This is a genomic window from Enterobacter cloacae complex sp. P18RS (assembly GCF_014982105.1).
Taxonomy (GTDB): Bacteria; Pseudomonadota; Gammaproteobacteria; order Enterobacterales; family Enterobacteriaceae; genus Enterobacter; species Enterobacter hormaechei_C.
Map to the genome: position 1 here is coordinate 69,804 of NZ_JADCKV010000025.1, position 25,894 is coordinate 95,697.

The 25,894-nt window shown below is 53.0% G+C and carries 23 protein-coding genes and 1 pseudogene; 16 read left to right on the top strand and 8 right to left on the bottom strand.

Annotated elements, in window-relative coordinates:
• The 9 genes from panC (at position 1) to INF61_RS18690 (ending at position 8,553) form a co-directional block, all read left to right on the top strand.
• Complete coding sequence (panC, locus tag INF61_RS18650) at positions 1 to 852, top strand: pantoate--beta-alanine ligase (RefSeq protein WP_003856282.1); 852 nt, start codon at positions 1 to 3, stop codon at positions 850 to 852.
• 32 nt (positions 853 to 884) lie between these two features.
• On the top strand, positions 885 to 1,265 hold the full coding sequence (gene panD / locus INF61_RS18655; RefSeq protein WP_003856284.1) for an aspartate 1-decarboxylase: 381 nt from the start codon (positions 885 to 887) through the stop codon (positions 1,263 to 1,265).
• A gap of 277 nt (positions 1,266 to 1,542) precedes the next feature.
• Entirely contained in the window at positions 1,543 to 2,151 is a 609-nt protein-coding gene (locus INF61_RS18660) for a fimbrial protein (RefSeq protein WP_193547993.1), read from the top strand.
• 80 nt (positions 2,152 to 2,231) lie between these two features.
• On the top strand, positions 2,232 to 2,975 hold the full coding sequence (locus tag INF61_RS18665; RefSeq protein WP_032670544.1) for a fimbrial chaperone: 744 nt from the start codon (positions 2,232 to 2,234) through the stop codon (positions 2,973 to 2,975).
• Between the two features lie 81 nt (positions 2,976 to 3,056).
• Positions 3,057 to 5,648: an outer membrane usher protein gene (locus tag INF61_RS18670; RefSeq protein WP_048973388.1), complete on the top strand. Its 2,592-nt coding sequence runs from the start codon at positions 3,057 to 3,059 to the stop codon at positions 5,646 to 5,648.
• A 28-nt stretch (positions 5,649 to 5,676) separates the two neighbouring features.
• Positions 5,677 to 6,252: a fimbrial protein gene (locus INF61_RS18675; RefSeq protein WP_047056015.1), complete on the top strand. Its 576-nt coding sequence runs from the start codon at positions 5,677 to 5,679 to the stop codon at positions 6,250 to 6,252.
• A gap of 26 nt (positions 6,253 to 6,278) precedes the next feature.
• Positions 6,279 to 6,842, top strand: coding sequence for a hypothetical protein (locus INF61_RS18680; protein WP_015572702.1), 564 nt, complete (start codon positions 6,279 to 6,281; stop codon positions 6,840 to 6,842).
• A gap of 14 nt (positions 6,843 to 6,856) precedes the next feature.
• Complete coding sequence (locus INF61_RS18685) at positions 6,857 to 7,465, top strand: fimbrial-like protein (protein ID WP_048973387.1); 609 nt, start codon at positions 6,857 to 6,859, stop codon at positions 7,463 to 7,465.
• A gap of 11 nt (positions 7,466 to 7,476) precedes the next feature.
• Positions 7,477 to 8,553 carry a fimbrial protein StkG gene (locus INF61_RS18690; RefSeq protein WP_047056010.1) on the top strand — a complete coding sequence of 359 codons (1,077 nt, stop codon included), beginning with the start codon at positions 7,477 to 7,479 and terminating at the stop codon, positions 8,551 to 8,553.
• 1 nt (position 8,554) lies between these two features.
• Here INF61_RS18690 and INF61_RS18695 read toward each other — a convergent pair whose 3' ends face one another.
• From INF61_RS18695 to INF61_RS18710, 4 genes are all read right to left on the bottom strand, one after another.
• A complete protein-coding gene (locus INF61_RS18695) occupies positions 8,555 to 9,802 on the bottom strand; it encodes a polysaccharide deacetylase family protein (protein WP_017383761.1) in 1,248 nt (415 codons plus the stop codon).
• Between the two features lie 63 nt (positions 9,803 to 9,865).
• Positions 9,866 to 10,306, bottom strand: coding sequence for a PTS sugar transporter subunit IIA (locus INF61_RS18700; RefSeq protein ID WP_015572698.1), 441 nt, complete (start codon positions 10,304 to 10,306; stop codon positions 9,866 to 9,868).
• A gap of 105 nt (positions 10,307 to 10,411) precedes the next feature.
• Positions 10,412 to 11,182, bottom strand: a complete 771-nt coding sequence (locus tag INF61_RS18705; protein WP_006810078.1) for an ABC transporter permease — start codon at positions 11,180 to 11,182, stop codon at positions 10,412 to 10,414.
• Complete coding sequence (locus INF61_RS18710; RefSeq protein ID WP_193547994.1) at positions 11,179 to 12,105, bottom strand: ABC transporter ATP-binding protein; 927 nt, start codon at positions 12,103 to 12,105, stop codon at positions 11,179 to 11,181. The genes INF61_RS18705 and INF61_RS18710 overlap by 4 nt, the downstream gene beginning before the upstream one ends.
• A gap of 107 nt (positions 12,106 to 12,212) precedes the next feature.
• Here INF61_RS18710 and can point away from each other — a divergent pair, with 107 nt between their 5' ends.
• Complete coding sequence (gene can, locus INF61_RS18715; protein WP_003856301.1) at positions 12,213 to 12,875, top strand: carbonate dehydratase; 663 nt, start codon at positions 12,213 to 12,215, stop codon at positions 12,873 to 12,875.
• A gap of 64 nt (positions 12,876 to 12,939) precedes the next feature.
• On the opposite strand, the gene hpt is transcribed toward can, so the two are convergent.
• Entirely contained in the window at positions 12,940 to 13,476 is a 537-nt protein-coding gene (gene hpt, locus INF61_RS18720) for a hypoxanthine phosphoribosyltransferase (protein ID WP_193547995.1), read from the bottom strand.
• 206 nt (positions 13,477 to 13,682) lie between these two features.
• Here hpt and INF61_RS18725 point away from each other — a divergent pair, with 206 nt between their 5' ends.
• A complete protein-coding gene (locus INF61_RS18725; RefSeq protein ID WP_003856304.1) occupies positions 13,683 to 16,073 on the top strand; it encodes a glucose/quinate/shikimate family membrane-bound PQQ-dependent dehydrogenase in 2,391 nt (796 codons plus the stop codon).
• Positions 16,074 to 16,160: 87 nt separating this feature from the next.
• Here the strand turns inward: INF61_RS18725 and cueO are convergent, their stop codons facing one another.
• Complete coding sequence (cueO, locus tag INF61_RS18730) at positions 16,161 to 17,720, bottom strand: multicopper oxidase CueO (RefSeq protein WP_032652587.1); 1,560 nt, start codon at positions 17,718 to 17,720, stop codon at positions 16,161 to 16,163.
• A gap of 145 nt (positions 17,721 to 17,865) precedes the next feature.
• On the opposite strand from cueO, the gene INF61_RS18735 reads away from it, so the two are divergent.
• From INF61_RS18735 to speD, 3 genes are all read left to right on the top strand, one after another.
• Positions 17,866 to 18,213 carry a YacC family pilotin-like protein gene (locus INF61_RS18735; protein WP_003856306.1) on the top strand — a complete coding sequence of 116 codons (348 nt, stop codon included), beginning with the start codon at positions 17,866 to 17,868 and terminating at the stop codon, positions 18,211 to 18,213.
• Between the two features lie 101 nt (positions 18,214 to 18,314).
• Positions 18,315 to 19,184, top strand: coding sequence for a polyamine aminopropyltransferase (gene speE, locus INF61_RS18740; protein ID WP_193547996.1), 870 nt, complete (start codon positions 18,315 to 18,317; stop codon positions 19,182 to 19,184).
• On the top strand, positions 19,185 to 19,979 hold the full coding sequence (gene speD / locus INF61_RS18745; RefSeq protein WP_017694500.1) for an adenosylmethionine decarboxylase: 795 nt from the start codon (positions 19,185 to 19,187) through the stop codon (positions 19,977 to 19,979).
• A 31-nt stretch (positions 19,980 to 20,010) separates the two neighbouring features.
• Here the strand turns inward: speD and yacL are convergent, their stop codons facing one another.
• Both yacL and acnB read right to left on the bottom strand, forming a co-directional pair.
• The gene (gene yacL, locus INF61_RS18750) at positions 20,011 to 20,373 is read right to left on the bottom strand and encodes a protein YacL (protein WP_017694501.1); all 363 of its coding nucleotides are present in this window, start codon (positions 20,371 to 20,373) and stop codon (positions 20,011 to 20,013) included.
• A gap of 212 nt (positions 20,374 to 20,585) precedes the next feature.
• Positions 20,586 to 23,183 carry a bifunctional aconitate hydratase 2/2-methylisocitrate dehydratase gene (acnB, locus tag INF61_RS18755; protein WP_017383766.1) on the bottom strand — a complete coding sequence of 866 codons (2,598 nt, stop codon included), beginning with the start codon at positions 23,181 to 23,183 and terminating at the stop codon, positions 20,586 to 20,588.
• Between the two features lie 449 nt (positions 23,184 to 23,632).
• On the opposite strand from acnB, the gene INF61_RS18760 reads away from it, so the two are divergent.
• Both INF61_RS18760 and INF61_RS18765 read left to right on the top strand, forming a co-directional pair.
• Complete coding sequence (locus tag INF61_RS18760) at positions 23,633 to 25,087, top strand: DUF3300 domain-containing protein (protein WP_193547997.1); 1,455 nt, start codon at positions 23,633 to 23,635, stop codon at positions 25,085 to 25,087.
• 10 nt (positions 25,088 to 25,097) lie between these two features.
• A pseudogene (locus INF61_RS18765) lies at positions 25,098 to 25,886 on the top strand (DUF2950 family protein); the annotation flags it as partial.
• Positions 25,887 to 25,894: the final 8 nt, after the last annotated feature.

Genomic DNA, 25,894 nt, shown 5'->3' on the forward strand with positions numbered 1-25,894 from the left:
GTGCTAATCATAGAAACCCTGCCGCTGCTGCGTCAGCATATTCGTCGGGCGCGTCAGGAAGGTAAACGTATCGCCCTTGTCCCAACCATGGGCAACCTGCACGATGGCCATATGAAGCTGGTCGATGAAGCGAGAGCCCGGGCAGATATCGTGGTAGTTAGTATCTTCGTTAACCCGATGCAGTTCGATCGCGAAGACGATCTGGCGCGCTACCCACGTACCTTGCAGGAAGATTGCGAGAAGCTCAAAAAACGTCATGCGGATATCGTCTTCGCACCGGCACCCGCAGATGTGTATCCCCAGGGTACCACTGAATCGACCTACGTCGACGTGCCGGGTATTTCGACCATGCTGGAGGGCGCCAGCCGCCCGGGCCATTTCCGTGGCGTCTCCACCATCGTCAGCAAGCTGTTTAACCTTGTGCAGCCGGACATCGCCTGCTTTGGCGAGAAAGATTTCCAGCAGTTGGCGCTGATCCGCAAAATGGTTGCCGACATGGGCTACGACATCGAGATCGTCGGCGTACCGATTGTGCGTGCGAAAGATGGCCTGGCGCTCAGTTCCCGTAACGGCTATCTGACCGCCGAACAGCGTAAAATTGCGCCGGGCTTAAGCAAAGTCATGAATACGATGGCAGAGCAACTGCTGGCAAAAGAGTTAACAGCAGAAGAGATTATCGCCCTGGCTGAACAGGCGCTGAACGAGAAAGGTCTTCGTGCTGACGACGTTCAAATTCGGGATGCCGATACGCTTCTGGCACTTACAGAGACCAGCAAACGTGCGGTAATTCTGGTGGCGGCATGGCTCGGCCAGGCCCGCCTTATCGATAACAAAGTGGTTGAGCTGGCGTAGTTTTTCTACCCGGAAGATGAAAGGTAAACGTAATGATTCGCAAAATGCTGCAAGGTAAGCTTCACCGTGTGAAAGTCACTCAGGCCGACCTGCATTATGAAGGCTCCTGCGCGATCGACCAGGATTTTCTCGACGCGGCGGGTATTCTCGAAAACGAAGCCATTGATATCTGGAACGTAAATAACGGCAAACGCTTCTCTACCTACGCCATTGCCGCTGAGCGCGGGTCCAAAATCATCTCCGTCAACGGGGCGGCGGCGCACTGCGCGGACGTAGGCGATATCGTGATTATCGCCAGCTTTGTCATGATGTCTGACGAAGAAGCGCGTCGCTGGCAGCCAAAAGTAGCCTACTTTGAAGGCGACAATGAGATGAAACGTACCGCGAAGGCGATTCCGGTACAGGTTGCCTGATAATATTTATCCCACGACCCATTCCTGCGCATTTATTAAATGAATGGGTCTTTAAAAAGCATTTATAGAATTAATATTCAAACTCTCCCCGCACAACCAGACAATCCCATCACATTGATAACAAATAATTTTAAATTTACTAAACTATTCATTTAGTTTAAATCACGCACAACATCTATATTTCATTGAGATTAACAATATAATTCGCCACGAAATTTAATTTCAAATAAAAGATTTACGGGCACTTATTATTTACTCAACGAATATGGATATTGAAATGATTTCTAAAAAATATGGTTTGGCAATTGCTATGGCAAGCGTTCTGGCTGCGGGTTCAGCGGTAGCAGCAGATTCTGACACCGGGACTATTACTTTCCACGGCATGGTTTCTAACAACACTTGCCAGGTCTCCCTTGACCAGAAAATCAACCAAGACGGTAACGATTTTGACGTAACGCTGGACACCGTATTTGTGCGTGATTTCGCAAACGCACTGGGTAGCACCAGCACCCTGGGTGAAAAGAAATTCAGCCTTTCACTGACCGGTTGTGATACCGCAACTGTGAAGAAAGCATCTGCACAGTTCTCTTCCTGGGCTGGCTCCTCTTCTACCGAAGGCGGTCTGCTGGTTTCACCAAGCAATGCTCAGGGTTCAGCTAAGAACGTTAACCTGGTGCTGTCAAACGACGGTAACTCAGCTACCGATCAGATCAAAATTGACCAGACTAACAACTCCCAGAAAGCAACCATCGATGGAACTTCTGGCGCAGGAAACCTGTACTACCGCGTAGCGTACACGCAGGGTCAGGGTTGGGATGCAACAAGTAATCCAGTTTCTGCTGGTACCGTGCAGGCACAGGTTGCCTTCACCATGATTTACGAATAAGAGATTCGTAAACTTTAAATTAAGCAATCCTTCATGGTGAGTGAGGGATTGCTTGTGTAATTCCAAAAGGAAGTGGAAAAATGTCTCATTCAGTCTGCATTAAAAGTTTTCAAGCCGTATTGCTCGCAACTGCCGTTTTGGCCACATCGAATGCAAGTGCGGATATTGTTATTTCCGGCACCCGTATTATCTATCCACAGTCATCGAAGGATGTTGTTGTTAATCTCGATAACCATGGAACCAAACCGCTTTTGGTTCAAACCTGGCTTGATGATGGGCGTGATGGCGTAAATCCGGAAGAGTTAAAGCTTCCTTTTATCATTACCCCTCCAGTATCCCGTATTGACCCGAAAAAAGGCCAATCCGTACGTATTACCTACACAGGTACACCTTTACCACAGGATCGTGAATCGCTTTTCTGGTTCAATGTCCTGGAGATTCCACCAAAATCAAAAGCTGCGGATAAAGAGAATCTTAACCAGCTTCAGCTGGCATTCAGAACACGTATTAAATTCTTTTACCGTCCTGACGGGTTAAAAGGCTCGGCAGGTGAAGCAGCTGAGCATTTGACATGGACGCAGAAAAAAGAAGGAAACGCGGTTAAGCTTGTTGCCCATAATAATTCACCGTATAACGTCTCCGTTTCGGCGGTAACCATTAAAGCCAGTCAAAAAACATACGACGTTGATCATAAGGCCGTTCCACCGTTCAGTGATACCACAATGACGGTTAAAGGTTTAGCTTCTGCCGTAAATGGTAAAGTAGAGTTTGATTCTATTAATGACTATGGCGGCACAGACCATCACGAAGCGGGACTAAAATAGAGCACCCTTTAATACATATAATAATTAATAGCATTAACTCTGTGGAGAGGACCCTCTCTGCACTGATTAAGTGGATGTGCCATGTTATTTAAACGTTCTCTTTTATGTCTTACGATAAGTGCAGCATTGCCTTTTTATGCCTGTGCAGAAAATATCACGCCAGCAAAAGATCTGCCTGATAATGAAGAAGAGGTCGAGTTTAACGATCAATTTCTTTTAAATGGCAGCGCTAATATTGATATTAATCGTTTTTCACATGGCAACCCGGTTTTACCGGGGACCTATCGCACTAAGATCAACCTGAACGGTAAACTGAAGTCCACCGTGGAGGTCACGTTTAAAGATAACGGAACACCTCGTGCGACCCCGTGCATAACAAAACTGCTGCTGTCACAATCGGGTGTCGACACCAGCACATTGCCTGACGGACCGGAAGACGATGAAACCTGCGTCGATATTAAAAAATCTTTCGCTGGCGCTACGGTTAGCTATGACAGTGGCAAGCAGGCTATGGATTTTAATTTTCCCCAGATTTATGTGCTGAAACGCCCGGCGGGCTATGTCGATCCATCGTTGTGGGATAACGGGATTCCTGCCGCTCTGCTCTCTTATGACATGAACGGCTGGCGTAGCGAGAACAACGGCAGTACATCAGAAAGTGCATATGTAGGGTTACGCTATGGCCTGAATATGGGGCCATGGCGCCTGCGCTCGCGTGGCAATTTTAACTGGGACAAAGATAGCGGCACAAAATACTCCAGTCAGGATGTCTATTTGCAGCGCGATATCACACCGTTGAGTGCCCAGTTTGTCATCGGCGACTCTTACACGCGTGGCGAGGCATTTAACTCTATGAGCCTGCGCGGCGCACGCATGTACAGTGACGATCGCATGCTGCCAATGGGGTCCACAGGCTACGCGCCTGTCATTCGGGGTGTCGCGAACAGTAACGCGAAGGTCAGCGTCACGCAGAGCGGCAATAAGATTTATGAAACCTCGGTGCCACCAGGCGCGTTTGAAATAAACGACCTGAGTACCACAGGTTACGGAAATGATTTACTGGTAACGATTGAAGAAGCGGATGGCAGCAAACGCTCCTTTACCGTACCCTTTTCATCCGTCACGCAGATGCTCCGTCCGGGAGCCTCTCGCTGGGACGTCGGTTTAGGTGAGTTAAATGATGAGTCACTTATTGATGCGCCTAAAGTGGGTTACGGTACGCTTTACTATGGCCTGAATAATACGTTCACGGGTTATATTGGCGCGCAATATACCGACATGGATTTTTATGCCGGTATTCTCGGCGTGGCAATGAACACCCCTGTTGGTGCGTTTGCATTCGACGTTACGCAATCTTATGCAGATATTGAGGGGCTGGATAAATTAATCGGGCAAAGTTATCGTTTAACCTACAGTAAAATGATTGAGTCAACGAATACTTCCTTTAACGTTGCGGCTTATCGTTTCTCGACGGAAGACTACCTGACGCTTAACGATGCGGCGCAACTTCAGGACAGTATTAAGCACCAGAAGTACTCAAACCGTAGCTATGACTCAAACGAAGCGCTATATGCAGACTATCAGCGCACCAAAAACCAGGTGCAAATTAGTCTTAACCAACCGCTGACCTCCGGAGAAGACAATTTTGGCTCCCTGTATGTAAGCGGCACCTGGCAGGATTACTGGAACGCGACGGGCTCTACTTCCAATTACAATATTGGGTATAACAATAGCTTCACCTACGGCAGCTACAGCTTGTCATTACAGCGAACCTATGATCAGAACGGCAAGAAAGACGATAGCGTTTATTTAAGCCTAAGCATTCCATTAAGTGTATTCTCAAAAGATAGAGGGAATGCCGGTGGATTCTCGAACATCAATATGGGATTACGTTCCGACCTTAAAGGCGGCACAAGTTTTAACACGTCCGCGGGTGGAAATACGCAAGATAATAAGGTGAGTTATTCCGTTAGCGCCTCGTCAAACAGTGGTAATTATGGTGACCTGAATCAGATAAGCGGCTACGGGTCCTATAACAGTGAATATGGCCCGCTGGGTTTATCTGCCTCTTTTGGTGATGACAATAGTAAACAATATTCTGCCTCCTATAACGGTGGCATGGTCATCCATTCAGGAGGTATTGCATTTGCACCAGGGAGTATTGGTGACAACGATGCGCTGGCACTGGTCAAAGCGAGTGGTGCGAAAGGCGCCGGTATCGGCTTTGGTAACAGCGAAATAGGCAGTTCCGGCTATGGCATTCTGCCTTATATGTCTGCCTACCGTGAAAACCGCGTATACCTTGATATCAGCACGCTGGAAAACGACGTTGAAATTAAAAACACCAGTGAAATTACGGTTCCCCGCAGTGGTTCCGTTGTGCTGGTTGATTTTGCAACCGATGAAGGCCGTTCATTAATTTTAGAACTTAAGCGCACCGATAACGGATTTATTCCTTTAGGCGCTGATGTTTTAAATGAAAAAAATGAATCTATTGGCACCGTGGGACAGGCGGGGCAAGCCTATGTCCGCGGCGTTGAGGATGAAGGCACGCTTCATGTTGTCTGGGGAAGCGATAAAGACAGTAAATGTGACGTGCATTATAACGTCTCATCACATGCTCAAAAAGTAGGACTTACAACGGTGCTCAGCAATCAAGTGTGCCAGATGTAATTATTCGGGAAAATAGACGAGAGTTTGTATGAAAAAAAATCTTTATAGCCTGTCAGTCGTTGCCGTAACGATGCTGGCGTTATCAGGTTCGGCGCTCGCCGAGGGCACGAATCTCGATGTTAACTTTACGGCCAATATCCGTGAAACCACTTGTGATATGAAACTGATGGGCGGTACGGGTTCCGATACGGATCAAACACTGCTCATTGGTAACGGCGGCCAGGTGCGTCTCGACGATGTCAAAGCTGGCACCGCAAATGCCAATTTCAAAATTGTGATTGTTGAGTGCCCGGCCTCTCTGACCTCACTGAAAGCCACGGTAAAAGGAAGCCAATCGGGTTATTTGCTTAGCGGCCTTGTTAATCAAAAACCAAAAGCCGATGGAGGCGCAGATTTCTCTGCTGTTGAAATTGCCAGAGCCAGCGCACCGGAGGCCCCTTTTATCATCAACTCTTACGATGATGCTAAGCGACTGGTCTGGAGTGCAACAGAAATCCAGAATAAAGAAGTTCCTTTAGTAGCCACAATACGTGAAACCAAAGTTAATAGCATGACAGTTGGTGATTTTGAGGCTACTGCGACTTTTGAATTTAGCTACGAGTAATTGGTGCAGGAAAACGGAGCAACATTATGAAATTTAAATCTACTTTTATCGCCCTGTCCGTTTCTGCACTTCTGTATTCGGGAATGGCAAACGCAGCAATTACAGGTACTGACAGTGTTAAATTAACGATAAAATCAAAAATAGTCTCGGGCACGTGTACAGCAAAAGTGCTTAACGGTGCAGGAACTGCGTCCACTGAAATTGCGTTTGGCGACGTATATAAAACCGATCTGGTAAATAAGACTCGTGTCGAGCCGTTAAAAATTGCCTTTACAAACTGCTCTGGTGTAACTAAGGCAACGGTAGCCGCAGCGAGTGGTGCAGGTGGGGGATGCTCGGGTCCGAAAACGGACGGAGATTCTTATTCTGCTGGGTTAGCAACAGGCTTCGAAATCTGGTCAGGAGTTGTAGATACTGGCGTAATGTTGAGTTGCAAAAGGCCTCCGGCGGCACAGGAGGTCACCATTGCTGACGGTGTAGGGGAATTCCCGATGAACTCACGCATTGTGATTGCGAAAGACAGAAATATTGCCGATGTTGGCACAGGTGCCGTTACTGCGCCAGTAACCTTCACAGTCACCTATCAATAATTCCAGGAACCATTATGCAACAATCACCGTTTAATTTACACCAGCCCGGTCTTGTGTTGCTTATCGGTCTGGCTGGTAGCACTCTGCCTGGCGTAAGCCAGGCAGGTTCAGGTATGGATGTAAACCTGACAGCAAACATCGTAAATAATACCTGTCGGCTAAGCGTCGAAAACGGCGGAGAGATCACTTTGCCGACCGTGTCACGAGACTGGTTTTATAACAGCGACAAGAGCGATCGTTTATCGCCAAACGATGATGAAACTGGAACGCCTTTTACCATCCACGTAGATGACTGCTATGCGAGCAGTACAGAAGGCGCAACGATTAACAAACTAAAATTTAGTTTTGCTCCGCAAAATGGTTTCTGGAGTAATCACAACCAGGTGTTTAAAAACGATGCCACAGCCGGTGCGGCTGAAAATGTGGGTATCGTTATTTTTTCAGATACGTTCAAAACTAACGTCCTGAACAGCGACGGGACATCAAACGTTATTTACGATGTCGGTGGAAGTAGTGAGAACTATATAAAGGATTATGGCTTTTACGCACGTTATCAGAATATTGGAACGATCACCAGCGGTGTGGTTATGAGTAATGTTCTGGTTAATGTCAGCTACGAATAAAGGGATTTAGAATGAAAAAATATCTCAGCATATTAGCGTTCGCGGCGCTCGGAATGTCTGGCGCAGCAAAGGCTAATTTAGATGAGTGTAAATTTTACGGTCATGATGACTTGCAGATTATGTCTCCAGGTGCACAACCGGTTATCACTCCTCTGCCTGTGGGCACAGTAACAACTCCCATACAGATCAGTAATACGATCATTATGGAAACAACGCCTGCGTTAAAATCTCACTGTGCTGGGGGAAATGACGGTGAAAACACCTATCAGATTACCGACAACTCAATGCTGGCAGGCTACATAGATAACAAAGCCACCTTCCGGACGAATATTCCGGGTATTGTCTATACCCTGGCGATGTATCCCGATGGTAACGGCGTCACCGCGTGGTTCCCGCCCAACGCAGGGTCCTGGTATATGACCGCACCTGATGACGATCACGAAGAGCTGCTTGACGAAAAAACCTGGCATGTGCGCATGGAAATCTATCAAACCAATGGATTTCAGGGTGTTCCTTCGGATGTTAATTTTTTAACGGCCGGTGCAGGCCCGATTGGTCAGATCATTCTGGGCGATCCAAACGGTACTATTGAATCCGATCATCCTCGTCCCCATGTGAACATGAGCGAAATGTCATTCAGCATGCCATTAAATCGCCCGACCTGTGTCTTACGTGCGCCCACAACGGTAAACCTTGGTGACTGGTATCCCGCAGAAGTTGAAAACGGGAATACCAGCAAAGTCGAGTTCCATGTTACGGGTACATGTGTAAATACGACCGCTGTTTACTATACGTTATCCTCTACACATACCACCGCAGATAAAAAATATTTTACCAATACCGTCGAGAATACAGGTGGTGTTACTGCGGCAGGAGGCGTCGGCGTCATGATTACGGATTCTGAAAATGATCATTACCCCGTGCCGGCAGACAGTTTCCAACGTGTTATAGCTGTAGGAGAGATTATTGGAGATCCCGTTAGCATTATTGACAGATCACTTTGGGCCAGGCTGGTCAAAACCGGTAGCGATCCGGTAACCGTCGGTGTATTCGGTACCACCGTGACCATTCAGACCACGTACGAATAACCTACCCCTGCGGCTGATTGCTGATCAGCCGCGACATCGTCTCCAGCGAATCCGTTCTCAGAATATACAGCCGCTTCAGTAAGAACGGATTATCCCCCGGCTTCACCTTCCCTTTCACCGTTGTCACCGCCAGATGAAAACCGGCATCATTCGCGGCTTTAATCGCTTTATTGTCATACCCGCCAAACGGGTACGAAACATATAGCACGCGCGGGTTGAACTGCGCCAGTGCACGACGTGAGCGTTCAAAATCGAACAGGATCACGTGATAGCTGCGGCTCAATAAGATGGGGTGTTTATACCCATCTACGCGATGCAGGAAGTGGGTGTGAGACTGAATGTCGAACACATCCTGAATGGCCTTGATTTCCTGAACGCTCATAAACTGTAGCGATCGGGGATCCCACTTCTGAGGGTGACCTTTGATACGGGATGAGATAATAAACGCCGTCGCGTTGAAGCCATACTCTTTTAGCACCGGATACGCGTAGCGGCTCACCGATTTCAGGCCATCATCAAAAGTGATCACCACCGCTTTCGCGGGCAGATTCATCTTGTTACGTACGTACCCTTCAAGCTGGTACATCGTCAGCGTGGTATAGCCTTGATCGCGTAACCAGGCCATCTGATTATTAAACGCACGTACGCTGGTTGTCGTGGAGGTATGTCGAAAACGGGTGTTCTCTTCATCACGCAGGATATGGTGGTAGGTCAGAACCGGCAGTCCGTTATCTTCTTGTGCATCCAGGCTGCTGATCCACGCCAGACGATTGCCGATGCGAATTTGAAACCAGGTCTGGTTCAGGCGATCTTTCAGCTTATTCAGAATCGGATAGCGAAGATTGGCGCTTAAGGTGCCAAAGGGCGCGCTTCCGCTGCTGGGGGCGTTATACACCGGCGTGTCTTTCCAGGTGATGAGGTTTTGATTGCTGAGCGGCTTGTTCAGATCGCCCAGACTATCCTCGACGCGTTGCTTACCCTGCACTTTTTCCAGGTGCTCTTTATCAATAAACCCCGTACCGAATCCGAAACGAAATTCATAGTAATCCGCCGCGGCCGGAAAGACGGCGAGGATCTGCCCGGCGCGGACATTGCCCACGTTCACGACGGCATTTCCCACCTGCGCCCAGATGGCTGCATCTTCGGTGGTTTGCATATATTGGGCAGGAAGGCCTTGCTGACTGGTCAGGCTGGCAGACGCACCACCGGAGACCAGTAGCAGAAGGATAAAGATAACGCGCATGAGCATGGGATATAAATCGATACGGAAAATCAGTCGCCATTGTAGCAAAAGCGACATCAATACCAATGTTTAATGCTTATACAGATCGTGAAGCAGAACGAAAGGTGGATTCTTCTGCTGCTGGTGCCACAGGCTGCTCACGCCCGGCGAGCCCTGCGCCACAATGGCGTGGCGAAACTCAGCGCTGCTCAACGTTGCGCGCAGCGGATACATCGCTTCGAGTAAAGGCAGGCTGATACCGGAGATCACTTCACAGTTATCATGCTTATGGCTCATTAACGCCGCTGAACGGTAAGGCGCCGCGCCCGATCTGTCGGTGAGAAAAATCACGCCATCACCGGTGTCGGTTTCATGCAGCGCGTCGCACATCATCCGGCTTAGCATATTGGTGCTCAGCCCTCGCCAGTAATTTACCGCACGACATTGCGCCAGAGGTCCAAATCGGGCCTCCAGCTTCAGGAGCATTTCCTGTGCCTCTTCATCGTGGCAGGTGATAACCCATCCCAGCATAACGTCTCTCCTTAGCAGGCGAGTAGTTTATCCAGGTGAAGGTTAGTTTACGGTGATAACTGTCAAAGAAAGTGCCCGGCAAACAGAACGTCGCCGGGCAGAAGATTAGCTACGCAGCCCACGTCCACGCTGGATCAGATACCAGCACAGCAGATAGAACGCCACGATAAATACCGCCAGCACCACAACGGTGGTGAACAGCGGAACATCGGTAATGCCGAGGAAACCAAAGCGGAAGCCGCTGATCATATAGACAATCGGGTTCAGGTGCGACAGCGCCTGCCAGAACGGCGGCAGCAGCGTCAGGGAGTAGAACACCCCGCCCAGATAAGTCAGCGGCGTCAGCACGAAGGTCGGGATCAGGCTGATGTCATCAAACGTTTTGGCGAACACGGCGTTCAGCAAGCCAGCCAGTGAGAACAGGATCGCAGTAAGCAATAACGTGAGCGCGACGAATAGCCACGAGTGCACCTGGAACGGCACGAAGAACAGCGAAATCGCCGTCACCAGAATACCCACGCACAGCCCGCGCGCCACGCCGCCGCCCACGTAACCGGCGATAATGACGTGCGTCGGCACTGGCGCCACCAGCAGCTCTTCAATGTTGCGCTGGAACTTGGCGCTGAAGAATGAGGATGCCACGTTCGCGTAAGCGTTGGTGATCACTGCCATCATGATCAGGCCCGGCACGATAAACTGCATATAGGTAAAGCCGTGCATCTCACCAATGCGGGAGCCAATCAGGTTGCCGAAAATGATGAAGTAGAGCGTCATGGTGATCACCGGCGGCACCAGGGTTTGCACCCAGATGCGCATAAAGCGGTTAATCTCTTTCGCCCAGATGCTTTTCAGCGCGACCCAGTAAAGATGCGTCATGCCTTGTCTCCTTGTTTATCGTGCACCAGAGAGACAAACAGCTCTTCCAGTCGGTTCGCTTTGTTACGCATGCTTAATACCTGAACGCCCTGCGCGCTCAACTGGGAGAACACGCTGTTGATGCCCTGCTCGCGCAGCACTTCTACCTCCAGCGTCGAGGTATCGACCAGGCGATAGTTATACCCCTCCAGCTTCGGCAGGGCGCTTTTCGCCGCCAGATCGAGGATAAAGGTCTCTGATTTTAGCTTGGAGAGCAGGTTCTTCATCGAGGTGTTTTCCACCAGCTCGCCGTGCTGAATGATGCCGATGTTGCGGCACAGCATCTCTGCCTCTTCAAGGTAGTGCGTGGTCAGAATGATGGTGGTGCCTTTGTCGTTCAGATCCTTCAGGAAGCCCCACATGGAACGACGCAGTTCAATATCCACGCCAGCGGTCGGTTCATCAAGAATGAGCAGCTTTGGCTCGTGCATCAGCGCGCGAGCAATCATCAGGCGGCGCTTCATCCCCCCGGACAACATCCGCGCGCGCTCGTTACGCTTCTCCCACAGGTCAAGCTGTTTGAGATACTTTTCGCTGCGCTCCAGCGCTTCTTTGCGCTCAACGCCATAGTAACCCGCCTGGTTAACAACAATCTGCTGTACCGTCTCAAACGGGTTGAAGTTGAACTCCTGCGGCACCAGCCCCAGCTGGCGCTTGGCGTTGACCACGTTTTTTTGCAGGTCGTAGCCAAACACGCTAACGCGGCCAGACGTTTTATTGACCAGCGAGCTGATAATCCCGATGGTGGTCGATTTTCCCGCCCCGTTCGGCCCCAGAAGCGCGTAGAAATCTCCCGCTTCGACTTTAAGATCTATCCCGCGCAGCGCCTGGACGCCCCCCGGGTAGGTTTTTTTGAGCTGTTCAAGCTCCAGTGCAATCGCCATGAATTCAACTTACCTTAAGTTCTGACACACGTTGTGTGGTTTCATTAAAAGTCGGGTTACCCTATAGTAGCGCAACGCAATCACTTGGTTACAGGTCGCTAACCTCCATGAACGACATAGATACACTCATCAGCAACAATGCACTATGGTCAAAAATGCTGGTGGAGGAAGACCCCGGATTTTTTGGAAAACTGGCACAGGCGCAGAACCCGCGCTTTCTCTGGATTGGATGTTCCGACAGCCGCGTCCCCGCCGAACGTCTGACCGGTCTTGAACCGGGCGAACTGTTTGTTCACCGCAATGTGGCTAACCTCGTTATTCATACCGATCTCAACTGCCTTTCGGTTGTTCAGTATGCCGTTGACGTTCTGGAGGTTGAGCACATCATTATTTGTGGCCACTACGGCTGCGGCGGCGTACAGGCGGCGGTCGAAAATACAGAGCTGGGGTTAATCGATAACTGGCTGCTGCACATCCGTGATATCTGGTTCAAACATAGCTCACTGCTGGGCGAAATGCCGCAGGAGCGCCGTCTCGACACGCTGTGTGAGCTGAACGTGATGGAGCAGGTCTATAACCTGGGCCACTCGACGATTATGCAGTCTGCCTGGAAACGCGGACAGAAGGTCTCCATCCACGGCTGGGCGTACGGTATTCACGACGGCCTGCTACGCAATCTGGAAGTGACCGCCACCAACCGCGAAACGCTGGAACAGCGTTACCGCTCGGGAATTGCCAACCTCAAGCTTAAGCACGTTAACCATAAATAACAAAGCCGGGGGTTTTCACCCTCTCCCTGTGGGAGAGGGCTGGGGTGAGGGCATCAGCCCGCAATTATTCGTCCAGAATCACTACTTTCCCAACATACGGCAGATGGCGATAACGCTGCGCGTAATCAATGCCGTAACCCACCACAAATTCGTCCGGGATGGAGAAACCAACGAACTCCACCGGCACGTGCACTTCACGGCGCTCAGGCTTATCCAGCAGAGTACAAATCGCCAGTGATTTTGGTTCACGCAGGCTCAGGATCTCACGCACTTTAGAGAGCGTGTTGCCGGAGTCGATGATGTCCTCAACAATCAACACATCTTTGCCACGAATATCTTCATCCAGATCTTTCAGGATTTTCACATCACGGGTTGTGGACATGCCGCTGCCGTAGCTGGAGGCGGTCATAAAATCGACCTCGTGCGGCACCTGCACTTCACGGCACAGGTCTGCCATGAACATGAAAGAGCCACGCAACAGACCGACCAGCACCATTTCGCTGCCGCTGTCCTTGTAATGTTCGGTGATTTGACGACCCAGTTCGGCGATACGCGCTTTGATCTCGGCTTCCGGGATCATCACTTCAACAGTATGTTTCATATTACTAACCAAATGATTTTAGTGAAAATCTCTCAATGCGGATGACTCTCGCTCCGGCATCGATACGCAAGCCAGCCATTATACCAGTAAATGGATAAGCCTGGCGTATGAGTTATAAAAAGCAATATTTGTGATTCCGATCACAGTTGTTAATACCTATAATTAATTGCTAGCAAATAATTAACAAAACTGACGAGTACTTTTCTATGGCTGAAACAAAAACTAAACAGCCGCGTCTACTGGTGACATTAACAGCCGCGTTTGCCGCATTCTGCGCGCTGTATTTGTTAATCGGTGGCGTATGGCTGGTCGCGATTGGCGGCTCCTGGTACTACCCGATTGCGGGTCTGGTTATGGTTGGCGTAACCGTCCTGCTTTTACGCAGAAAACAATCTGCTCTGTGGCTGTACGCAGCGTTACTGCTCGCAACCATGATCTGGGGCGTCTGGGAAGTCGGGTTCGACTTCTGGGCATTGACGCCGCGCAGCGACATTCTGGTCTTCTTCGGTATCTGGCTGATCCTGCCGTTTGTCTGGCGTCGTCTGATTGTCCCTTCCAGTGGCGCCGTGGCCGGTCTGGTCGTTGCCCTGCTGATTAGTGGCGGCATCCTGACCTGGGCCGGTTTTAACGACCCGCAGGAGATCAACGGTACGTTGAACGCGGAATCCACGCCGGCTGCGGCTATTTCGCAGGTGGCGGACGGTGACTGGCCTGCTTATGGTCGTAACCAGGAAGGTCAACGCTACTCCCCGCTGAAGCAGATCAACGCGGACAACGTGAAAAACCTGAAGGAAGCCTGGGTATTCCGTACCGGCGACCTGAAGATGCCAAACGATCCGGGTGAGCTGACCAACGAAGTGACCCCGATTAAAGTGGGCAACATGCTCTACCTGTGTACGGCGCACCAGCGTCTGTTCGCGCTCGACGCGGCTACCGGTAAAGAGAAATGGCACTTTGATCCACAGCTGAACTCCAACCCGTCGTTCCAGCACATTACCTGCCGCGGCGTCTCTTACCACGAAGCGCGCGCCGATAATGCCAGCCCGGAAGTCATTGCCGACTGTCCTCGCCGCATTATGCTGCCGGTGAACGATGGCCGCCTGTTTGCCATTAACGCTGAGACCGGCAAGCTGTGCGAAACCTTCGCCAATAAAGGCATTCTGAATCTTCAGACCAACATGCCGGACACCACGCCGGGCCTGTATGAACCGACCTCCCCGCCAATCATCACCGATAAAACCATCGTGATTGCCGGTTCGGTAACGGATAACTTCTCCACCCGTGAAACCTCCGGCGTTATCCGTGGTTTCGACGTGAACACCGGTAAACTGCTGTGGGCCTTCGACCCGGGCGCGAAAGATCCTAACGCGATCCCATCGGATGAACACACCTTTACCTTTAACTCACCGAACTCCTGGGCACCGGCAGCGTATGACGCGAAGCTGGACCTGGTCTACCTGCCGATGGGCGTGACCACGCCGGATATCTGGGGCGGTAACCGTACGCCGGAGCAGGAACGTTACGCCAGCTCCATCGTGGCGCTGAACGCAACGACCGGTAAACTGGCATGGAGCTACCAGACCGTTCACCACGATCTGTGGGATATGGATATGCCGTCCCAGCCGACGCTGGCGGACATTACCGTTAACGGTAAAACCGTACCGGTGATTTACGCCCCGGCGAAAACCGGTAACATCTTCGTGCTTGATCGTAGCAACGGTAAGCTGGTTGTTCCTGCGCCGGAAAAACCGGTTCCGCAGGGTGCGGCCAAAGGCGACTACGTCACCAAAACGCAGCCGTTCTCTGACCTGAGCTTCCGTCCGAAGAAAGATCTCAGCGGTGCAGACATGTGGGGTGCCACCATGTTTGACCAGCTGGTATGCCGCGTGATGTTCCACCAGCTGCGCTACGAAGGGATTTTCACCCCGCCGTCAGAGCAGGGTACGCTGGTCTTCCCGGGTAACCTGGGGATGTTCGAATGGGGTGGGATCTCCGTTGACCCTAACCGTCAGGTCGCCATCGCTAACCCAATGGCGCTGCCGTTCGTTTCCCGCCTGATCCCTCGTGGTCCGGGTAACCCAATGGAGCAGCCGAAAGATGCGAAAGGCAGCGGTACCGAAGCCGGTATCCAGCCGCAGTATGGCGTTCCTTATGGTGTGACCCTGAATCCGTTCCTTTCTCCGTTCGGTCTGCCGTGTAAACAGCCTGCCTGGGGTTACATCTCCGGTCTGGATCTGAAGACCAACAAGATCGTCTGGAAGAAACGTATTGGTACGCCACAGGACAGCATGCCGTTCCCGATGCCTGTTCCAGTGCCTTTCAATATGGGTATGCCAATGCTGGGTGGCCCAATCTCCACCGCCGGTAACGTGCTGTTCATCGCGGCAACCGCAGATAACTACCTGCGCGCGTACAACATGACCAACGGTGAGAAACTGTGGCAAGGCCGTCTGCCAGCCGGTGGACAGGCAACGCCGATGACCTATGAAGTGAATGGCAAGCAGTACGTTGTCATCTCTGCGGGTGGTCACGGTTCGTTTGGCACGAAGATGGGCGACTATATTGTCGCGTATGCACTGCCTGACGACGCTAAGTAACGAAAAAGCCCGGTGGCGCTAACGCCTACCGGGCCTACGGGTGCCCTATGTAGGCCGGGTAAGGCGAAGCCGCCACCCGGCTTTTTTTTATACGGTAAAACCGAGCATCATCCCCGTATCTTCATGCTCCAGCAGATGACAGTGGGCCATATAGGCAAACTCTTTCGGCGCCTCGTGGTCGAACTTCACCAGCACCTCGCTGACGCCGCCTTCCACCCTCACCGTATCTTTCCAGCCCGCACGATGCGCCTCCGGCGCTTTACCATTTTCAGACAGAATACGGAACTGCGTGCCGTGGATATGGAACGGGTGCAGCATCATGTCGCCTTCGCCTGAAATCACCCAGCGTTCAAACTGCCCTTTCGTGGCGGCGAACATGGGCGTGTTCATATCGAACGCTTTGCCGTTGATGCGGTTGGCGTTGTGGAAATCGAAACCATGGCCGCCGTGATCCATGCCGCCCATTTTACCGTGGTCCATATTCATATGGCCCATCATCTGGCCGTGATGCATTCCCGCCATGGCCTGATTGCCGTACTTCTTCATCAGCGCCTGCATGCCCATCATGTCTAGCATCGGATCCATAGAAAGCTGAAGTTTACGCTGCGTAAGCCCGTCCAGCGACGGGAGTGCTGGCAGCGTGGTGAGGGTCTCCGGCAGCGTACCGGAGGCGGTGATCTGTAGCGGCTGAATGCGCAGGACCGGATGCGGCTTATCAAACGGCGCAACGGCCATCCCCATCTGGCTGACCGGCAGGGTCACCAGGTCAAACGCTTTGCCATCGCTGATATCCACCAGCACCTCGAAGCGCTCCCCCATCAGCATCGGCAGCTCGCTCACCTTCACCGGCTCCGGCAGCAGGCCGCCGTCGCTTGCCACCACGTAAAGCGGGCGTTTATCGCTGGTGGCGAAGTTCAGCGAGCGGGCGTTACAGCCGTTAAGCAGACGTAAGCGCAGCCAGCCTTTTGGCGCGGCATGCTGCGGGTAGATCGCGCCGTTGGTCAGGAGTGTATCGCCAAACCAGCCTACCGCCGCGCTCATTACGTCCAGCTGATAGTCAATTTGCCCGTCAGCGTTGAATTTTTTGTCCTGCACAATCACCGGGACATCGTCGATTCCCCACTGTTTTGGCAGGCGCAGCAGGCGGCTTTCATCGTCTTCAATCAGCACCAGGCCGGCCAGCCCCATCGCCACCTGATGGCCCGTTTTGCCATGCTGATGCGGGTGGAACCAGCAGGTCGCCGCGCGTTGTTCCGGAGTAAAGGTTACGCTGCGTTTACCACCAGGCCTGATAATGCCCTGAGGCCCTCCATCCACTTCGCCCGGGACTTCCAGCCCGTGCCAGTGCAGCGTGGTCTCTTCCGCAAGCGTGTTATGAATGTCTACGGTCACCGCCTTCCCTTTGCGTAACTGCAACGCCGGGCCGAGCAGATTGCCGTTATAGCCCCACGTCGTGGCGGCGTGCTGACCGAACGTGGTTTTACCGGCCTGCACCACAAGCTGAATGCGGCTCCGGGCATCTGCGGCGAGTAATTCAGGAATGGGTAAAGCCGGTCTGTCGGCGGCAAAAACGGCGCGGCTCCAGAGAGGTAACGCGCTGGCAACCCCCAGCGCGGCAGAAAATTTTAAAAAATCACGACGTTGCATGTGCATTTCCTTATTTCCAGCAGGCGATCTTTTGAGCATAAACCCTCCCCTTACCGGAAGGTCAAGCACGGCGGCAATAATAAAGATCGTCGGCCTGGCATCAAGTATGCTAACGTTAATTTTCCGTGATGCAGTGGTAAAGGCAATGAAGACGTTTTTCAGAACAATTTTGTTCGCCAGCCTGATGGCGATGTGTGCGAACAGTTACGCGCTAAGTGAAAACGAAGCGGAAGATATGGCCGATCTGACGGCAGTTTTTGTTTTTCTGAAAAACGATTGTGGTTACCAGAATTTACCCAATGGGCAAATTCGTCGCGCACTGGTCTTTTTTGCCCAGCAGAACCAATGGGACCTCAGCAACTACGACAGCTTCGACATGAAGGCGCTCGGTGAAGACAGCTACCGTGATTTAAGCGGTATTGGCATTCCCACTGCTAAAAAATGCAAAGCGCTGGCTCGCGATTCACTCAGCCTGCTCGCCTACGTGAAGTAACCTTCCCGACGCCCCTTGTTGACCCGTTAACCGCCTCACGGCGGTGTTGTGTTGCGCCCATCTGCCGGATGTAATGGATGTTAACGAAGGAGGTGCTCCCCATGACCGAAAAAACGGTATGGCAAGAAACGCTGCATGACCAGTTTGGTCAGTATTTTGCCGTGGATAACGTGCTCTATCATGAGAAAACCGATCATCAGGATTTGATAATCTTCGAAAACGCCGCCTTTGGCCGCGTGATGGCGCTGGACGGCGTGGTGCAAACCACCGAGCGCGACGAGTTTATCTATCACGAAATGATGACCCACGTCCCGCTGCTGGCCCACGGCCACGCGAAGGACGTGCTGATTATCGGCGGCGGCGACGGCGCGATGCTGCGTGAAGTCTCTCGCCATCAGAATGTCGAAACCATCACCATGGTGGAAATCGACGCCGGTGTGGTGTCGTTCTGCCGCCAGTATCTGCCCAACCATAATGCCGGCAGCTATGACGATCCGCGGTTTAATCTGGTTATCGATGATGGCGTCAATTTTGTTAACCAGACTACGCAAACGTTTGATGTCATTATCTCTGACTGTACCGACCCTATCGGTCCGGGCGCGTCGCTGTTTACCTCGTCGTTTTACGAAGGCTGCAAGCGCTGCCTGAAGCCTGGCGGAATTTTTGTGGCGCAAAACGGCGTTTGCTTCCTGCAACAGGATGAAGCGCTTGATAGCCACCGTAAGCTGAGCACCTATTTTGCTGACGTCAGCTTCTACCAGGCGGCGATCCCCACTTACTACGGCGGGATCATGACCTTTGCCTGGGCGACGGATAACGACGTTCTGCGCCATCTCTCTACCGAGATCGTGCAGGCCCGCTTCCACCAGGCCGGACTCAAATGCCGATACTACAACCCGGCGATCCACACCGCAGCCTTTGCGTTGCCTCAATATCTGCAAGACGCGCTGTCCTCAAAGGAGGTGAACTAATTGAAAAAGCTTAAACTGCATGGCTTTAACAATCTGACCAAAAGCCTGAGTTTTTGTATTTACGATATCTGCTACGCCAAAACAGCAGAAGAGCGCGATGGTTACATCGCCTATATCGATGAACTCTACAACGCCAACCGTCTGACCGAGATCCTGACAGAGACCTGCTCGATTATCGGCGCGAACATCCTGAATATCGCGCGCCAGGATTATGAGCCTCAAGGTGCGAGCGTCACCATTCTGGTGAGTGAAGAGCCGGTTGACCCGAAGCTTATCGACAAAACCGAGCACCCCGGCCCGCTGCCGGAAGTGGTAGTCGCCCACCTGGATAAAAGCCACATCTGCGTGCACACCTACCCGGAAAGCCACCCGGAAGGCGGGCTGTGTACCTTCCGCGCGGATATTGAAGTGTCGACCTGCGGCGTGATTTCACCGCTGAATGCGTTGAATTATTTAATCCACCAGCTGGAATCCGATATCGTCACTATTGATTATCGCGTGCGCGGTTTTACCCGTGATATCAACGGTATGAAGCACTTCATTGATCATGAGATCAACTCCATTCAGAACTTCATGTCCGAGGACATGAAGTCGCTGTACGACATGATGGATGTGAACGTCTATCAGGAGAATATCTTCCATACCAAGATGATGCTTAAAGAGTTCGATCTTAAGCACTATATGTTCCACACCAGGCCGGAAGATTTAAGTGACGAAGAGCGTAAGGTCATTACCGACCTGCTCTGGAAAGAGATGCGCGAAATTTACTACGGCCGTAACATTCCGACCGTGTAAACGTGACCCGGAGCAGGGATGCTTCGGGGAATTACTTCTGTTTCATAAAATCGCGGTAGGCGTTCAACACGCTCAGGAAGTCTTCCACGCCGCACAGCGACAGGCTCTCTTCGTCGTAGTAGCTCATTCCCTCTTCCATCTCATCACCCGAGAACTCAAGCTGGTTGGCGCGCACCATCACCTCTTCGCCATCCATCCACAGCGTGTATTCGTGCCCGGCGCGTTGCCAGGAGCGTTCACTGCCTTTCACCGTTTCCGCCGCCTGTTCGACTTCATCCAGCAGCGCGAGGTTCTCTTTCACCTCTTCGTTAAACCAGTGTCCAACGGCTTCGTGCCCCATCGACATTCGCACTTTCACCACGCCGGTGATGTCGCGCAAAAATTCGTAATCCATAGCGTTTTCCTCTGCAAAGCCATTAGGGTAATTATCGCAGCAGAGAGGAAGAAAAAAAGCGGGAGAGGTGGGAGGAATGAAAATAAAAAACCCACCGACGTTGCGATGGGTTTTGTAGGCCCGGTAAGCGTAGCGCCACCGGGCAATGGGTCAGGTGCGGAGCGGTCTGGTGCCCTCACCCCCAGCCCCTCTCCCACGGGAGAGGGTAGCATTTATACTGCGGTCTGGAAGATCACCCCGTCAGCCTTCTCGGTGTACTGAGAGAGCTGGTCGAAGTTCAGATAACGATAAGTATCCACCGCCGTCTTATCTACCTGAGCCACAAAGGTCTGGTACTCTTCCGGCGTTGGCAGTTTGCCAATCAGCGCCGCAACCGCCGCCAGCTCCGCAGAGGCCAGGTAAACGTTCGCCCCGGTTCCTAAACGGTTAGGGAAGTTACGGGTTGAGGTGGAAACCACCGTCGCACCGTCGGCCACGCGCGCCTGGTTGCCCATACACAGGGAACAGCCAGGGATTTCGATACGCGCCCCGCTCTTACCAAACACGCTGTAGTAGCCCTCTTCGGTCAGCTGCGCCGCATCCATACGGGTTGGCGGCGCCACCCACAGACGGGTCGGCAGCTGGCCTTTGTGGGTATCCAGCAGCTTACCGGCAGCACGGAAGTGGCCGATGTTGGTCATACAGGAGCCGATGAACACTTCGTCGATCTTATCGCCCTGCACGTCAGAGAGCAGACGCGCATCGTCCGGATCGTTAGGCGCACACAGGATTGGCTCTTTGATATCCGCCAGATCGATCTCAATCACCGCCGCGTACTCTGCGTCAGCGTCGGCTTCCAGCAGCTGCGGATCCGCCAGCCATTTTTCCATGCCCTGAATACGACGCTCCAGCGTACGACGGTCGCCGTAGCCTTCCGCTATCATCCACTTCAGCAGCACGATGTTGGAGGTCAGATACTCAATAATCGGCTCTTTGTTCAGCTTGATGGTACAGCCCGCCGCAGAACGCTCGGCAGAGGCATCGGTCAGCTCGAACGCCTGCTCCACTTTCAGATCCGGCAGACCTTCAATTTCCAGAATGCGGCCAGAGAAGATGTTTTTCTTGCCTTTCTTCTCGACGGTCAGCAGACCCTGTTTAATGGCATACAGCGGGATCGCGTGCACCAGATCGCGCAGGGTAATGCCCGGCTGCATTTTACCTTTGAAGCGCACCAGCACCGATTCCGGCATATCCAGCGGCATCACGCCGGTCGCTGCGGCAAACGCCACCAGACCGGAACCCGCCGGGAAGGAGATCCCGATTGGGAAACGGGTATGGGAGTCACCGCCGGTACCGACGGTATCCGGCAGCAGCATGCGGTTCAGCCAGGAGTGGATAACGCCGTCGCCCGGACGCAGGGAGACACCGCCACGGTTCATAATGAAGTCTGGCAGCGTGTGGTGCGTGGTTACGTCAACCGGCTTCGGATACGCCGCGGTGTGGCAGAAGGATTGCATCACCAGATCGGAAGAGAAGCCCAGGCACGCCAGGTCTTTCAGTTCATCACGGGTCATTGGGCCAGTGGTGTCCTGAGACCCCACGGAGGTCATTTTCGGTTCGCAGTACGCGCCAGGACGGATACCAGTGACGCCGCAGGCGCGACCCACCATTTTCTGCGCCAGAGAGTAACCGCGGTTGCTCTCGGCCACGTCTTTCGCCTGACGGAATACGTCACTGTGCGGCAGACCCAGCGCTTCACGCGCTTTGGTGGTCAGGCCACGGCCGATGATCAGCGGAATACGGCCACCGGCACGCACTTCGTCGATCAGCACGTCGGTTTTCAGTTCGAAGCTGGCCAGCAGTTCGTTGGTTTCGTGGTTGCGCACTTCGCCTTTATACGGGTAAACGTCAATCACGTCGCCCATGTTCAGGTTGCTCACGTCCACTTCAATTGGCAGCGCGCCCGCATCTTCCATGGTGTTGAAGAAGATTGGCGCAATTTTGCCGCCGAGGCACAGGCCGCCGCCGCGCTTGTTCGGCACGTGCGGAATGTCGTCGCCCATGAACCACAGCACGGAGTTGGTGGCGGATTTACGGGAAGAACCGGTACCAACCACGTCACCGACGTAAGCCAGCGGGAAACCTTTTTGTTGCAAGGCTTCGATCTGTTTGATCGGGCCAACCACGCCTGGCTGATCCGGCTCAATGCCTTCACGGGCGTTTTTCAGCATCGCCAGGGCGTGCAGTGGGATATCCGGGCGAGACCATGCATCCGGCGCCGGAGAAAGGTCATCGGTGTTGGTTTCACCGGTCACTTTAAAGACGGTAACGGTAATTTTTTCAGCAAGCTGAGGGCGGTTCAGGAACCATTCGGCATCGGCCCAGGACTGCATCACCTGCTTCGCGTAAACGTTGCCTGCTTTGGCTTTTTCTTCCACATCGTAGAAGTTATCGAACATCAGCAGCGTTGAAGAGAGCGCTTTGGCAGCAATTGGCGCCAGCTTGTCGTTATCCAGCGCGTCAATCAGCGGATGAATGTTATAGCCGCCCTGCATGGTGCCGAGCAGTTCAATCGCTTTTTCAGGAGTAACCAGTGGGGAGGTGGCTTCGCCTTTGGCAACGGCGGCAAGGAATCCGGCTTTTACGTAGGCAGCTTCATCTACGCCAGGCGGTACACGGTTGATCAGCAGATCTAACAGGAATTCTTCTTCGCCCTCAGGCGGGTTCTTCAGCAGCTCGACGAGCGCGGCCATTTGGGTTGCATCTAACGGTTTGGGTACAATTCCCTCGGCGGCACGTTCTGCTACGTGCTTACGGTATTCTTCTAGCACGACGGTTCTCCTCGCTCTCATTGTCATATGCGGCGGGCGTTCTCTTCACGCTCCTGTGAGACAGCAGTTTGTAGGGTAAATGCCCGATACCGCGTCGGGCAGCATAGCAGGATTTCTGCACAGTGTTAATCTGTTTACAAAAAAGCAACATTAAAAAATTTGCTGAATCGTTAAGCATGGTATAGCACCCCGTCACCGGGCCCGAAAGCAGTTCCGTAAGTTTGTCGCCACCCCAGCAGCTAGCTGCTGGCCGCTCGCAAGAGCGGCCTTCTGAATGTCCGTCGCCTGCTCAGCCGTCCGATATAATTGTGTAATAAATACTCACACTCTTTATCCGGATGCTTCGGAGGTTTTCCCAACAAAAGTTAAAACTGTAAAACACGGGTGAATGATACTCGCGGCAACAGCAACGCCTCACGGCACTGCACTCGTCTCGTTGGAGTCAATCTATGAAGTTGCCTTTTAAACCACATCTTCTTGTTCTGCTTTGCAGTGCGGGGCTGTTTGCCGCCTCGGGCGTCATGTTCGTTAAAAGCCGCGCAACGGAACCCGCTCCCGCACCTGCGCCGGTAGCCCCGCAGCTCCCCGCCCCGACAGCACAACCTGCCCCGGTGGCGACTCCGGCCTATACCGCCGCGCAGATCGATCAGTGGACAGCGCCCATTGCGCTCTATCCCGACGCGCTGCTGTCGCAAATTCTGATGGCCTCAACCTATCCGGCGAGCGTGATTCAGGCCGCCCAGTGGTCAAAGGACAACCCTAAAATTCAGGGCGATACCGCCATTCAGGCGGTCAGCGGGCAGCCATGGGATGCCAGCGTGAAATCGCTGGTCGCCTTTCCGCAGTTAATGTCGTTGATGGGAGAAAACCCGTCGTGGGTACAGAGCCTCGGCGACGCCTTTCTGGCCCAGCCAAAGGATGTGATGGATTCCGTGCAGCGTCTGCGCCTGCTCGCGCAGCAGACAGGCACGTTGCAATCCACCCCGCAGCAGACCGTCACCACCGTGAAAAAATCTGCGCCAGCCTCCGCCAGTACAGCCGCGACGTCAACGTCGGCTAGTCCGACGGTGATTAAAATTGAGCCAGCCGATCCACAGGTGGTTTATGTCCCTACCTACAACCCTTCCACCGTTTACGGCACGTGGCCAAACGCCAGCTATCCGCCTGTGTATCTGCCCCCGTCTCCCGGCCAGCAGTTTACCAATAGTTTTGTCAGAGGCTTTGGCTATAGCCTCGGCGTAGCCACTACCTATGCGCTGTTCAGTAACATAGACTGGGACGATGACGACGAACATCATCACGATCATGATGACGATCACCACGGCGGTTATTCGCATAACGGCGATAACATTAATATTAATGTTAATAACTTCAACAAGATCACCGGCGAGCACCGTACCGATAATCATCAGGTCTGGCAGCATAATCCGGCCTACCGCAACGGCGTGCCCTACGCCAATAGCCAGCTTGCCAGCCGCTATCATCAGACTTCAGTGCCGGGAGGGCTGAGCGCTACCCGGCAGCAGACGGTCAACCGCGATAGCCAGCGGCAGGCTGCGATGGCGCAGATACAGCAGTCGACGGGCAAAACCCTCACACAGCTACAGCATGGCGACGCGCATTTCCCGCAACATTCAGCGTCCGCGCAGCAGCTGAAGCAGCTCTCTCAGCGCAGCAACTATCGCGGCTACGACAGCGCGCGGCCCCACGCACAGCAGATGAATAATACTCTTGCGCAAGCCAGACGCCCGACGCAGGTTCAGCATCAGCCGCTGCGGGCAAACGCCCTGAGCGGCAACGACAGCCGCTCGGCCAACTGGCAGGCCCAGCACCAGCGCGGGCTGCAAAGCCGCCAGCAGCTGTCCGAACATCATACCGAACACCGTGAATTCCATCGTCGTTAAGGAAGCCGCTATGAACATGAAACCGATCGGTGGAATGCTGTTGTTGATGGTATCCACCTTCGCCTGCGCCCAGCAATCTTTCTCCACGCCTGAGCAGGCGGCCAATGCCCTGACGAAGGCCATCAGCGAGCAGAATGAGAGCGCGATGGCCGACCTGCTGGGGGATAACTGGCGCGACTATCTGCCACCTGAAGGGGTTGATCCGGAGGCGGTAGCTCGATTCCTGCGTGACTGGAAGATTAACCATCGTACCGAAATCAGCGGCGATATTGCCCATCTGTCAGTTGGCGATAACGGCTGGCAACTCCCCATACCGGTAGTGAAGAAAAAAGTGGGCTGGCAATTTGATATGCAGAAAGCGGCTGATGAGATCCTGACCCGCGAAATCGGCCGCAACGAACTCGCGGCTATCGAAGCGCTGCACGCCTACGTCGACGCACAGCAGAGCTACTACGCCATGAACCACCGCTATGCGCAGAAGATTGTCAGCACGCCAGGGCTAAAAGACGGCCTGTACTGGCCCATCTCGCCGGGCGAAGCGCCAAGCCCGCTAGGTCCCGCCTTCAGCCCGCCGGAGCCGGGTATGGGCTATCACGGCTATCGGTTCCGCATTCTGCCGGATAAAAATGGCTTTGCGATGGTTGCCTGGCCCGTGAGCTATGGTCAGACGGGGGTAATGAGCTTTGTCGTTAACCAGGATGACAAGGTGCATCAGGCAAATCTCGGCAACGATTCGGCACAAAAAGCGCAGGCGCTCGCTGCATACTACCCGGATAAAACCTGGCAGCCTGTCACCCCCCTGAACGC